The sequence below is a fragment of the Novosphingobium sp. AAP93 genome (genome assembly GCF_001296055.1).
Lineage (GTDB): Bacteria > Pseudomonadota > Alphaproteobacteria > Sphingomonadales > Sphingomonadaceae > Novosphingobium.
The window spans coordinates 26,697-39,418 of record NZ_LJHZ01000026.1; the positions used below are offsets into that span (position 1 = coordinate 26,697).

General features: G+C 66.2%; 10 protein-coding genes and 1 tRNA gene. 9 read left to right on the forward strand and 2 right to left on the reverse strand.

Annotated elements, in window-relative coordinates:
* The 6 genes from xdhC to IP83_RS05470 all read left to right on the forward strand — a co-directional run bounded on the left by xdhC (position 1) and on the right by IP83_RS05470 (position 8,026).
* Entirely contained in the window at positions 1-936 is a 936-nt protein-coding gene (gene xdhC / locus IP83_RS05445; RefSeq protein WP_156309589.1) for a xanthine dehydrogenase accessory protein XdhC, read from the forward strand.
* Entirely contained in the window at positions 933-2,228 is a 1,296-nt protein-coding gene (guaD, locus tag IP83_RS05450; RefSeq protein ID WP_054121202.1) for a guanine deaminase, read from the forward strand. The genes xdhC and guaD overlap by 4 nt, the downstream gene beginning before the upstream one ends.
* Positions 2,215-3,225 (forward strand): adenosine deaminase, encoded by a 1,011-nt coding sequence (locus IP83_RS05455; protein ID WP_054121203.1) that lies wholly within the window; start codon positions 2,215-2,217, stop codon positions 3,223-3,225. The genes guaD and IP83_RS05455 overlap by 14 nt, the downstream gene beginning before the upstream one ends.
* Positions 3,226-3,295: 70 nt before the next feature.
* Complete coding sequence (locus IP83_RS05460; RefSeq protein ID WP_054121204.1) at positions 3,296-5,356, forward strand: S9 family peptidase; 2,061 nt, start codon at positions 3,296-3,298, stop codon at positions 5,354-5,356.
* A 3-nt stretch (positions 5,357-5,359) separates the two neighbouring features.
* On the forward strand, positions 5,360-6,451 hold the full coding sequence (locus IP83_RS05465; protein ID WP_369816996.1) for a nucleoside hydrolase: 1,092 nt from the start codon (positions 5,360-5,362) through the stop codon (positions 6,449-6,451).
* Between the two features lie 6 nt (positions 6,452-6,457).
* On the forward strand, positions 6,458-8,026 hold the full coding sequence (locus tag IP83_RS05470) for an AMP-binding protein (RefSeq protein WP_156309590.1): 1,569 nt from the start codon (positions 6,458-6,460) through the stop codon (positions 8,024-8,026).
* Between the two features lie 123 nt (positions 8,027-8,149).
* Here IP83_RS05470 and IP83_RS05475 read toward each other — a convergent pair.
* Positions 8,150-8,226, reverse strand: a tRNA-Pro gene (locus tag IP83_RS05475).
* A gap of 169 nt (positions 8,227-8,395) precedes the next feature.
* Here IP83_RS05475 and yajC point away from each other — a divergent pair.
* The 3 genes from yajC (at position 8,396) to secF (ending at position 11,405) form a co-directional block, all read left to right on the forward strand.
* The gene (gene yajC, locus IP83_RS05480) at positions 8,396-8,743 is read left to right on the forward strand and encodes a preprotein translocase subunit YajC (protein ID WP_054121207.1); all 348 of its coding nucleotides are present in this window, start codon (positions 8,396-8,398) and stop codon (positions 8,741-8,743) included.
* A 63-nt stretch (positions 8,744-8,806) separates the two neighbouring features.
* Positions 8,807-10,414, forward strand: coding sequence for a protein translocase subunit SecD (secD, locus tag IP83_RS05485; RefSeq protein WP_054121208.1), 1,608 nt, complete (start codon positions 8,807-8,809; stop codon positions 10,412-10,414).
* Between the two features lie 13 nt (positions 10,415-10,427).
* On the forward strand, positions 10,428-11,405 hold the full coding sequence (secF, locus tag IP83_RS05490; RefSeq protein ID WP_054121209.1) for a protein translocase subunit SecF: 978 nt from the start codon (positions 10,428-10,430) through the stop codon (positions 11,403-11,405).
* Positions 11,406-11,517: 112 nt separating this feature from the next.
* On the opposite strand, the gene IP83_RS05495 is transcribed toward secF, so the two are convergent.
* Positions 11,518-12,708, reverse strand: coding sequence for a glycosyltransferase (locus tag IP83_RS05495; protein ID WP_231624916.1), 1,191 nt, complete (start codon positions 12,706-12,708; stop codon positions 11,518-11,520).
* Between the last annotated feature and the right edge of the window lie 14 nt (positions 12,709-12,722).

Sequence of the window (12,722 nt, forward strand, 5' to 3'; positions counted from 1 at the left end):
ATGTGGCTGAGCGATCTTGCGCGTCTGGCGGGGATTGGGCCTGTCGCGATGGTCAGCGTGCTGGCGACCGAAGGTTCCGCACCGCGCGGGGCCGGGACGCGGATGCTGGTGACGCCGGACGCGCTCTTTGGCACCATCGGCGGCGGCGCGCTGGAGTTTCGCGCGGTGGAGCAGGCGCGGGCGGTGCTGGACCATGCGCCGGGCACGTGGCGGGTGCAGGACTATCCGCTGGGGCCGCTGTTGGGCCAGTGCTGCGGCGGCCGGGTGCGGCTGCTGGTGGAGCATGTGGACCGGGCGGCGCTTAGCTGGCTGGCCGAGGCGGCGGAAGGCCGGGTGCTGGTGAGCATGCTGGGCGAGCAGGGGATTGCCCGGCAGGTCGATGATTGCCCGCCGATTCCGGTTTCAGCGCGTGGTGACAAGCCTGGCGTGGGCGCGCGGATCGCCGAAGTGATCGGGGGGTATCGGCGGCCAGTGTACCTGCTTGGCGCGGGGCATGTCGGGCAGGCGATTGCGCGGCATGTCGAGGGGCTGCCGATCCGGCTGGCGTGGTTCGATGTGCGGGATGAACTCGCCAACATTGCAGGCGTGACGGTGGTGGCTGACGAGGCGATTGCAGGCTGCGTCGCAGAGGCGCCGGACGATGCGGCGGTGGTGATCCTGACCCATGACCATGCACTCGATTATCGGCTCACGTTGGCGGCGCTTTCGCGCGCACCACTGGCGTTCACCGGCTTGATCGGTTCGATGACCAAGCGGGCGCGGTTTCTGGCGCGGCTGGAGCGGGACGGGGTTTCGGCGGAAGCGCGCGGGCGGCTGACGTGTCCGATCGGGCTGCCGGGGGTGACGGGCAAGGAGCCGGATGTGATCGCGGTCGCGCTGCTGGCGCAGCTGCTGCAGTTGCCGCAGGTTCAGGCAGTTCGGGCAGCCGCTGCATGAAGGGCTTTCGCGGGGAAATCCTGAGCCTGTCGCATGATCCGGCGGAAGGACCGGACGCTGTGCGCCATGAGGCCGATGGGCTGCTGGTGATTGACGGCGGGCGGATCGTGGCGCGAGGAGCGTACTCGAATATGGCGCCGCGCTTTCCCGGGCTTGCAGTGGAGCGGCTGGAGGGCCTGATCGTCCCCGGCATGATCGATGCGCATGTGCATTATCCGCAGCTTGGCCGGATCGCGAGCCATGGGGAACAGCTGCTCGACTGGCTGGAGCGGCATATCTTTCCGGCGGAAAAGGCCTTTGCCCACCCGGTCCACGCGGCAGCTGTGGCAGAGGAATTCCTCGATGAGCTGCTGCGGCAAGGCACAACGAGCGCGCTGGTGTTCGGCACCGTGCACGCCGCTTCGGTCGAGGCGTTCTTTGCGGCGGCGGAGGCGCGCGATTTGCGCATGATCTGCGGCAAGGTGCTGATGGACCTTGGGCCGGATGGTCTGCGCGATAGCGTTCGGGAAGCGAGGACCGAGAGTGCGGCGCTGATCGCCAAGTGGCATGGGCGCGGGCGCTTGGGCTATGCGGTGACGCCGCGTTATGCGCTGACTTCAAGCGACGAGCAGTTGGCTGTCGCAGGGGAATTGCTGGCAGCGCATCCGGGTGTGTTGCTGCATACCCATCTGGCCGAAAACAAGGCGGAGATCGCAGCCGTGGCGGCGCGGTTTGCCGAGGCGGTCGATTATCTCGATGCCTATGACCGCTTCGGGCTGGTCACGGATCGCTCCGTGTTCGCGCATGGCGTGCATCTGCCGGACCGGTCTTGCGCTAGGCTGGCGGAGACGGGCGCGGGGATCGCGGTATGCCCGAGTTCCAACTTCTTCCTCGGCTCCGGTATGTTCGATTTCGGGCAGGCCGAGCGGCATGGGGTGCGGCTGGGTCTGGGCAGCGATATCGGCGCGGGAACATCGCTTTCGCTGCTGCATAATGGTGGTCTGGCGTATCAGGCCGGATTGCCGCACGGCTATGTGCTCGATCCATTCCGCGCGCTCTGGCTGGCGACAGGCGGGTCGGCGCGGCTGCTGCATATCGATGGCGAAGTGGGCATGCTGGCGGAGGGTCAGGAAGCCGATTTCGTGGTACTCGACGATGCCGCGACGCCGCTGATGGCGCGGCGGACGGCCGGGGCTTCACTGGCGGAGCGGTTGTTTGCACTGCAGGTACTGGGCGATGACCGGGCGGTGCAACAGACTTATGTTCTGGGTCGCTGCGTTTGGGACAGGGATGCGGGCCATGGACACGCTTGAAGACTTCATCCGGAAGCTGCCCAAGGCGGAGCTCCACCTCCATATCGAGGGGAGCCTCGAGCCGGAGCTGATGTTCGCGCTGGCGGAGCGCAACGGAGTGCGCATTCCCTTCGCCAGCGTCGAGGACGTGCGGGCAGCCTATGCCTTTTCGAACCTGCAAGACTTTCTCGACATCTACTACGCAGGCGCCGGTGTCCTTCAGACCGAGGCGGATTTCCGCGATCTGGCGATGGCCTATTTCGAGCGGGTGGCAGCGGACGGGGTTGTCCATGCCGAGATCATGTTCGATCCGCAGACGCACACCGACCGGGGCATCGCGTTCGGTACAGTAATCGAGGGTCTGCTCGCGGCGATGGCCGATGCGGAGGCGCGGTTGGGGATCACATCGCGGCTGATCATGAGCTTCCTGCGGCACCTGAGCGAGGACGCGGCGTTCGAGACGCTGGCGATGGCCGAACCATGGCTCGACCGGATCACGGCGGTGGGGCTCGATTCCAGCGAGCTCGGCCATCCGCCGAGCAAGTTCGCGCGGGTGTTTGCGGCGGCGCGGGCCAAGGGCCTCAAGCTCACCGCGCATGCGGGGGAGGAGGGGCCTCCCGACTATGTCCACGAGGCGCTCGATGTGCTGGGGGTCGACCGGATCGATCATGGCAACCGGGCGCTTGAGGATGCCGCGCTGGTCGAGCGGCTGGCGCGCGAGGGGATGACGTTGACGGTCTGTCCGCTCTCCAATCTCAAGCTGTGCGTGGTGGACGATCTGGCGGCGCATCCGCTCGACCGGATGCTGGCAGCGGGGCTGAAGGCCACGGTCAATTCGGACGATCCGGCCTATTTCGGCGGTTATGTGCTCGACAATTACAAGGCGGTGGCCGAGGCGCGGGGGCTTTCGCACGGGGATCTGGCTCGAGTGGCGCGGAACAGCTTCACCGGCTCGTTCCTGCCGCCTGAAGCAGTCGCGCGGCATCTTGCTGCGATTGAAGCTGTTGCAGGCGAGTAAAACACCTCTTGCGCCGGTGCGGCCCGGCGGGCCAAGGGTGGCGCATAGCTCCACCATCCGGGAATTATCCATGCTTCGCCAGACGCTTGCCCTCCTGCTGCTATCGACTTCGCTGCCCGCCGTGGCCCAGAACGCACCAGCTGCAACAACCGAGCAGCCTTCGCGGCTGTTCACCGGTTCGGACCTGTTCGGGCTGGAAATGGCCTCCAGCCCGCAGATCAGCCCAGATGGGTCGCGCGTGGCTTATGTCCGCAAGTCGGGCGATGTCATGGCCGACAAGATGCGCTCGGCGATCTGGCTGGTCGATGTGAAGACCGGCGAGCAGGTGCCACTGGCGGGGTCGGGCTCGCAGTTCTCACCGGTCTGGTCGCCCGATGGCAAGCGGCTGGCCTATGTCGGTGCCGAGGAAGGCGGCTCGCCGCAGCTCTATGTACGCTGGATGGAGAGCGGCGCCACCGCGCGGATTACGGGGCTGCCGGATTCGCCCTCCAGCCTGGCATGGTCGCCCGATGGCAAGCAGATCGCCTACGTGATGCTCGTGCCGGGTGAGGCGACGAAGTTCGGCAGCGCACCGGCGAAGCCCGAGGGTGCGAAATGGGCCGAGCCGCTCGAGGTGATCGACCGCGTGACCTATCGCGCGGACGGCGGCGGTTATCTGAAGCCCGGGTTCGATCAGGCCTTCATCGTGGCGGCGGATGGCGGTGCCCCGCGCCAGCTGACCTTCGGCAAGTTCGACGTTTCCGGGCCGCTTTCGTTCTCGCTGGACGGGCGCACGCTGGTGCTCTCCTCCAATCGCCGCGCGGACTGGGAGCGCGAGCCGAATGACAGCGAGGTGTTTGCGGTCGATGTGGTGAACGGGACGCTCAGCCAACTGACCAAGCGCTATGGGCCGGATCACAACCCGGTGCTCTCGCCCGATGGCAGCAAGATCGCCTATCTGGGCTACGACGATACGCGACGGAGCTATCAGGAAGACGTGCTCTATGTGATGGACCGTGATGGTTCGAACCCGCGCGCGCTGACGGCTGCGCTCGATCGCAGCATCGAGGACGTGCAATGGGCGGCGGACGGGCGCTTGCTCTTCGTCTCCTATGACGACAAGGCTGCGCGCAGGGTGGCGCGCGTGGACCTTGCGGGCAAGCTGACGGTACTGGCCGAGGGGCTGGCCGGCGGCGGACTTGACCGGCCTTACACCGGCGGCGAGTTCAGCGTTTCCAAGGGCGGTGTGATAGCCTGGACCGGCGATGCGAGCGGCGGTGCGCGCCCGGCGGACCTGTTTGTCGGGAAGCGGCAGGTAACGCAGCTGAACGCAACGCTGATGGCGGGCAAGACAATGGGCCGGGTCGAGCCGCTGGATGTAACCGCGAGCGATGGCCGCAAGATCGGGGCGTGGCTGGTTCTCCCGCCGTCCTACCAGCCGGGCAAGCGGGTGCCGCTGATCCTCGAGATCCACGGCGGGCCGCACAGCGCCTATGGGCCGGTGTTCTCCTCGGACGATCAGCTTTATGCCGCGCATGGCTATGCGGTGCTGTTCACCAATCCGCGCGGGTCGACTTCGTATGGTAACGAATTCGCCAACACGATCGACAAGAACTATCCGAGCGACGACTACGGCGACCTGATGAGCGCGGTGGATGCGGCGATTGCCAAGGGCGTGGCCGATCCTGACAACCTGTTCGTGACGGGCGGTTCGGGCGGCGGCGTGCTGACGAGCTGGATCGTCGGCAAGACCGACCGCTTCAAGGCAGCCGTGACGCAGAAGCCGGTGATCAACTGGATCAGCGAGGCGCTGACGATGGACGGCACCGGCTTCACCTCGCGGTACTGGTTCCGCAAGCAGCCGTGGGAAGACCCGATGGCCTACTGGAGTCGCTCGCCGCTTTCGCTCGTGGGCAACGTGAAAACGCCGACGATGGTGGTGGTGGGGAGTGAAGACTACCGCACGCCGGTGAGCGAATCCGAGCAGTACTACGCCGCGCTGCAGATCCGCGGCGTGCCGACCGCGCTGGTGAAGGTGCCTGGCGCCAGCCACGGCGGGTTCACCGCACGGCCTTCGCAATCGGCGGCCAAGGCTTCGGCGATCCTCGCGTGGTTCGACAAGTACCGCACCGACGCGAGCAAGGCGCAGTAAGGCGTGGGGCGGGTCCTTCTCGCGCTGGCGCTGTTGCTAGGGGCGATGGTACCCGCGTGGGCGGCGGAGCCGAAGCGGCGGGTGATCATCGATGACGAGGGGTTCGCGATCCCGCATCTGATGCTGCTGGAGGATCCCCGCGTCGAGGTGTTGGGGATCACGACGGTCTCGGGCAATGTCTGGGCGAACCGGGCGACCGCGATGGTGCTGCGCGGACTCGAACTGCTCGGGCGCACCGAAGTGCCGGTGGCGGAAGGGGCGACCTTTCCGCTGCTCAACAGCGAGGCGCGCACCGAACGGTGGGAAGCGCTCTACGGCAAGCTGGTCTGGAAAGGCGCCTTCATGAAGCAGTGGGCCGAGCCTACTGCGCAGTCCACGCCGCCTTATCACGGTCCGTTCGAGCCAGTGGACCTGCCGTGGGGCAATCCCAAGCTCAAGGCGCTGGACGAACCCGCCGCGCAGTTCTTGATCCGCACGGTGCGCGCGCATCCGCATGCGGTGACGATCATTGCTTCGGGTCCGCTCACCAATCTGGCGCTGGCGCAGCGGCTCGATCCGGAGTTCGCTTCGCTGGTCAAGGAGCTGATCATTATGGGCGGCAGTCTGGCGCCAAGGCAGGTGCTGGAGGGCAAATCCGCCTCTGACTTCGCGCGCGAGTTCGTCAACACGCCGCGGCGCGAGTTCAATATCCGCTTCGATCCGGAGGCGGCGAGCATGGCCGCGCATGCGCCTTGGCCCAAGGTGACGATCATTCCATCCGATCCTTCGACCGCGACGCAGCTTTCGCCTGCGCTGCTGGAGCGGCTGGCGAAGGCCTCGCGCCCACCGGTGGCGGCGTTCCTGCGGCGAATGGAGCCGGGCTTTCCGATGTGGGACGAGATTGCGGTGGCGGTCTGGCTGGATCCTTCGATCGTCACGAAGTCCGAGCGGCTGTGGTATGATTTCAATACCGATTTCGGCGCGGGCTATGGCGACATGCTGACCTGGCACGATGCCTATCGGCCGCATCTGGACGAGGGGCTGGCGGATGTGGTGCTCTCGGTCGATGTGGCGCGGATGGAAGCGCTGATGGCCAAGGTGCTGGGGGAACGCTGATCCGGCTTGGCGGCAGGCATTGCGGCGCTCTATGGGCAGGGCATACCAGCCGGAGAGGGCCGCGCCATGAATGCCAATCTCGTTGCCGTTTTCCTGAGCCGCCATGCGGGGCATGAGGCGAAGCCCGCATGGCTGTGGCAGGGGGAGACGGTCTGCACGTTTGGCGAGCTGCCTGCCGCGATTGGCAGATATCGCGCGGCGCTGACGCAGCTTGGCGTGCAGCGCGGCGACCGGGTGATGATCAAGGCGGAGAACTCGCCTGGCTTTGCGCTGACCTATCTGGCCGCGCTCGCCTCGGGCGCGATCGCGGTGCCGGTGAACCCGGCCTATACCGCCAGCGAGCTTGCCATGCTGATCGAGGATGCCGAGCCGGTGCTGCTGGTCCACGGCAGTGCGACGGCGGTGCCGGACAGTGACACGCCGATGCGGATGACGCTGGAGCCGGATGGTTCGGGGACGCTTCCGGCGCTGGCGGCGGGGCTGGAGCCTGATCTGCGCGTGGAGGTCATGGCGGAAACCGATCTGGCCGCGATCCTGTTCACATCAGGAACGACCGGGCGGCCCAAGGGTGCGATGCTGATGCACCGGAACCTGTCCTCAAACGTCGCGGCGCTGTTCGAGACCTGGCAGTTTTGCGATGCCGACAGCATCCTGCATAGCCTGCCGCTGTTCCATGCGCATGGGCTGTTCGTGGCGCTGCATCTGGGGCTCTACAGCGCTGCGACGGTGCATCTGCTGGGCAAGTTCGATGCGGCCAAGGTGGTCACACTGCTGCCCACCGTCAGCGTGTTCATGGGCGTGCCAACTTTCTACACACGGCTGCTGGAGCGGGCGGACTTCGGGCGGGAGGCGGTGCGGAACATCCGTTTGATGATCTGCGGTTCGGCGCCGCTGCTACCCTCCGTCTTCGCCGAGATCGAGGCGTGCACGGGGCACCGCATTCTCGAACGCTACGGGATGACCGAGGCGGCTATGATCACCTCCAACCCCTATGCGCCGGAGGGACGGATTCCGGGTACGGTCGGTTATCCGCTGCCGGGAGTTGAACTGCGCGTTGTTGGCGGTGAGCCGCGAACCGAACTGCTCGCAGGTGAGGTTGGTGAAATCGAGATTCGCGGACCGAACCTTTGCGCCGGATACTGGCGGCGGCCCGAGGCGACGGCGGAAGCGATCGGGCCGGATGGGTTCTTCGTGACCGGGGACACCGGCTTCAAGGACGAGACCGGGCGGGTGACCATCGCGGGGCGCTCGAAGGACCTCATTATCTCGGGCGGGTTCAACATCTATCCCGCCGAGCTGGAAATGGTGCTCGCCGAAGTGGACGGCGTAGCGGACGTCGCGATCATCGGCGTGCCGCATCCCGATTTCGGGGAGGGCGTTGTCGCCGTGGTGACGGCGGCGCGGGATGATCTCGATCCGGCGGTCATTGAGGCCGTGGCGCGGGAGAAGCTGGCGCGGTTCAAGCAGCCCAAGGCGATCCGGATCGTGCCCGAATTCCCGCGCAATGCGATGGGGAAGGTGCTCAAAGCCGAGCTGCGCAAGCAGTTTGCGGGCTTGTTTTCAGGGGAGGGATAAATTGGTCGGGACGAGAGGATTCGAACCACCAGCGTAGCCGCTTGCGGCGGAGCGCAACAAAAAACAGGAGGTTCCGGGAGGCCAAGCGCTGCATTTGGGGGCAAGAGCGACGCTTGAAATGATTGGTCGGGACGAGAGGATTCGAACCTCCGACCCCCACACCCCCAGTGTGATGCGCTACCAGGCTGCGCTACGTCCCGACCGGAAGGCGCGCCTATAGGCAGGGCTTGGCGGGAGCGCAAGGCTTCTTGATCGCTGATTGCAGATGGCCCGCGCAAAGTTGCCTAACCCATGCCAAACTGCTAGCGCGCCTGCGATTGCTGGCCGCCTGCGCCAGACCTGCCCTTAGCGAAAGTTTCCGTGTCCGCCATGACTGGTCCTGCCCTGCTTTCCCTCCTTGCCGCTGCTGCCCCGGCCGCCGCTCAGGCCGAACCGCCGGCCTACCTGCAGTTCCTCCCGCTGATCGCGATGGCGGGCATCTTCTACTTCCTGATCCTGCGCCCGCAGATGCGCCGTCAGAAGCAGCAGCAGGAGAAGATCGCGGCGCTCAAGAAGGGCGATCAGGTGGTGACCGCAGGCGGCCTCATCGCCAAGGTGATCAAGGTCGAGGACCAGACCGTCGATCTCGAGCTCGGCCCCAATGTCCGCGTGCGCGCGGTGCGGGCGACGCTCGGCGATGTGCTCCCGCCCGTCGGGACCGCTCCCGCGAACGATTGATGCTGCGGCCCGCGTTCCCATCTAGCGGAACGCGTGTGGCCCCCTTCAGGAAGACTTCTTTCGATGCTTGAATTCTCGCGCTTGAAGGTGATCTGGCTCTGGGTGATCACGCTGGTGGCAGCCGCCGCCGCCATCCCCTCGATCACAGCGACGATGGGCCTCGCGCTCCCCGCCGGCATCTATGCGCCCAAGGTCAATCTCGGGCTCGACCTTGCGGGCGGCAGCCACATCCTGCTCGAAGCCGATCCCAGCCAGGTGCGCCAGCAGCGCATCGAGGGCATGGACGAGTCGGTGCGCAACAAGCTCAAGCAGGCCAATCCGGATATCCGCATCAGCGACATTTCCAACCGCGATGGCGCGCTGACGTTCCTCGTCGAGGACCCGAGCAAGGTCGACGCGGTGCGCGAGGCGATCCTGCCGCTGACCAATGGCGCAGGGCTGACCGGAGCGCGTGACTGGACGATCAATGTGATCGACGGCAACCGCTTCGTGCTGACGCCGACGCCTGAAGGCATTGATCTGGCCGTCGCGCAGGCGATGGAAACTGCCGTGGAAGTGGTGCGCAAGCGCATCGACGCGCTCGGCACGCGCGAGCCGACGATCATTCGTTCGGGCCCCAACCGCATCGTGGTGCAGGTGCCCGGCCTGCAGGACCCGCAGGCGCTCAAGAACCTGCTGGGCCAGACCGCCAAGCTCGAGTTCAAGCTGGTCGATACGACTGCTCTGCAGAGCGATATCCAGCGCGGCGTGGCGCCTCCCGGCAGCGAGATCGTGCCTTACGCGGCGGGCAAGGACGGCGCGCCGGTCGGCTCGATCGCGGTCAAGCGGCTCGGCGGTATTCGCGGCGATCAGCTTACCAACGCGCAGGTCACCAACAACCAGCAGACCAACGAACCGCAGGTGGCGATCACCTTCAATACCGAAGGCGGTGCGCGCTTTGCCAAGCTGACGACGCAGAACGTCAACAAGCCCTTCGCGATCATCCTTGATGGCAAGGTTCTGTCTGCGCCGAATATCAACGAGCCGATCCTGGGCGGCAGCGCGGTGATTTCCGGCAACTTCACCACGCAGGCGGCTAGCAACCTTGCGATTTCGCTGCGCTCGGGCGCGCTGCCGGTGGACCTCAAGGTTGTCGAGGAGCGCACCGTTGGGCCGGACCTTGGCGCGGATTCGATCCGCAAGGGCATGATCGCGATGGCGGTCGGCACGCTGGCGCTCGTGGCGTTCATCCTTGCGGTCTATGGCCGCTTCGGGATGTATGCCTGCATCGCGCTGGTGTTCAACGTGCTGATGATCCTTGGCATCATGGCCCTCATCGGCACCACGCTGACCTTGCCGGGCATCGCTGGTTTCGTGCTGACGATCGGCGCGGCGGTGGACGCCAACGTCCTGATCAACGAACGCATCCGCGAAGAGCGGCACCGCGGCCGACGCGTGTTCCAGGCGGTCGAGATGGGCTACAAGGAAGCCAGCCGCGCGATCTTCGATGCCAACATCACCAACGTGATCGCGGCGGTTTCGATGGCGGCGTTCGGCACCGGTCCTGTGCGCGGCTTTGCCATTGTACTCCTCATCGGTATCGCGACCTCGGTGTTCACCGCGGTGACCATGACCCGCATGTGGGTCGCCCAGTGGCTGCGCAAGGCGCGGCCCACCGAAATCGCGCTCTAAGGAACCAGCCGCCATGAAGCTCCTCAAGCTTGTTCCCGACAACACCAACATCAAGTTCCTGCGCTGGCGCGGTCCGTTCTACGTGATCAGCCTGCTGCTGATGGCGGCGAGCCTTGGCCTCGTGTTCACCAAGGGGCTCAACCTCGGCGTCGATTTCATCGGCGGCCAAATGATCCGCGTGACCTTCACCCAGAGCGCGGAAGCCCCCGTTGCGCCGCTGCGCAGCGAGATCGAGGCGCTTGGTTACGGCGAGCCGATCATCCAGCGGTACGGCAAGCCCAACGAAATCTCGATCCGCATGAAGCTGCCCGAAGGCGCGGACCACGACAGCGGTCTTTCGGACAAGATGGCCCGCACGATCACGGCGGACATCAAGGCCAAGCATGCCGACGCGCGCGTCGACGGCGTGGACTCGGTTTCGGGCAAGGTTTCGGGCGAGCTGTGGCACAGCGCGGTGCTGTCGCTTGGCCTCGCGGCGCTGGCGGTGGCGGCCTATATCTGGCTGCGGTTCGAATGGCAGTTCGGCGTGGGTGCGCTGTTCAGCCTCGTGCATGACGTGACGCTGACCTTGGGCATGTTCGCGGTGACGCAGATCGAGTTCGACCTCACGATTGTCGCGGCTCTGCTGACGCTGATCGGTTACTCGCTCAACGATACCATCGTCGTCTACGACCGCATCCGCGAGAACCTGAAGAAGTATCGCAAGATGCCGATGCCGGAACTGCTCGATCTTTCGGTCAACGAGACGCTGCACCGCACCTTGGCGACCTCGCTTTCGATGCTGATCACGCTGACGGCGCTGCTGCTGCTGGGGCCGGGGGTGATCTTCGGCTTCACCGCGGCAATCACGCTGGGCATTTTCGTCGGGACCTACAGCTCGATCTACATGGCCGCGCCGATCCTGATCTGGCTGAAGGTCACCTCCAAGAGCTTCGTGCCGACCGAGAGCGCGCTCGACAAGCAGGAGCGGCTGGCGCGCGAGGGGGCTTGAGCTCGACCCTCGTGCGGACATCCTTCGACAAGCTCAGGATGAGCGGGGGTTGGGGGTGTTTTCCTCTACCTGCACCGCTCGTGCTGAGCCTGTCGAAGCACTTCGCGGGGCGTCAGCTTCCTGAAGCAGCCTTCTCGTAGATCGCAGCAAGCGCTGCGGCATTGGCGTCCCAGCTGAAGCGGGCAGCGGTGGCAGCGGTTTCGGTCTGGGCCGGCGGGGCTGCCAGCAGGTCGGTTATGGCGGCAGCTATGGCGGCCGGAGTGCGTTCGGCAAGTCGGCCGGCGGCGGGGCGGTCTACCACTTCGGGGGCGCCGCCGACGGGCGGGATGACCAATGGCGCGCCGCAAGCCAGTGCCTCGATCCACGCGTTCGCAAGGCCTTCGCGTTCCGAGGGCAGGACCATGACATCGGCGGCGGCGAGCAGCACTGGCAGGACATCGTGGCTGACGTTGCCGAGGAAATGCACGCGGCTGGCGACACCATGCGCGGCGGCGTGGGCGCGCAGTGCGGCTTGGTCGGCGCCGGTACCGGCGAGCGCGAGCTGGATATCGCCCGGCAGGCCGGTGAGCGCTTCGATGGCGAGGGCCTGGCCCTTGATGGCGATCAGCGCGCCGACGCAGACGGCAAGGCGGTCGTTGGGCCGCAGCGCGAGGCCGGGAAGCTGATCAGCCAGCCGCGCGCGGGCTTCGGCTCGGGGCAGCGGCTGGAAGCGCGCGTGGTCGAGGCCGGTGTAGTGGACGGTGATGCCGCCGGGCGGTTCGAGGCCAAGCGTTTGCATATCGCGCGCAAGCGCACCTGATACCGAAAGAACGGCGGCGGCGCTGCGAGCGGCGCGGCGCATCTGGATGAGGGCGGGCGGGCGCTCGCCCCAGAGGTGGATGTCCGAACCGCGCGCCTTGATCGCGTGGGGGAGGCCCAGTGCTGCGGCGATGGCGGCGGCGGCGGGGCCATCGGGATAGAAGAATTGCGCATCGACGAGATCGAACGGGGTTTCCGCATGAAGCCGGCGCGCGAGTGGCAGGACCGCGCGGGTGATGGCCCAAGGATTGAAGCGACCCGAAAGGCCGGGGATCAGCAGAAAACGGGGATGATGAACGGTAACCGGTCCGCTTGCCTCGACCGGCGGGATCGCGGCGAGCGGCTTGTAGCGGCCCATCGCGCTGAAGGGTGCGGGCGGCAGGCCGATGGGGTTGATGATAGTGACGTCCCAATCCCCGCGTGCTGCGAGCGTTTCCATCTGGCGCGCCACGAAGCGGCCGAAACCCGTGCGACCGGGCGCGGGATAGAGCGTCGAAATCGACAACAGGCGGCGCTTCA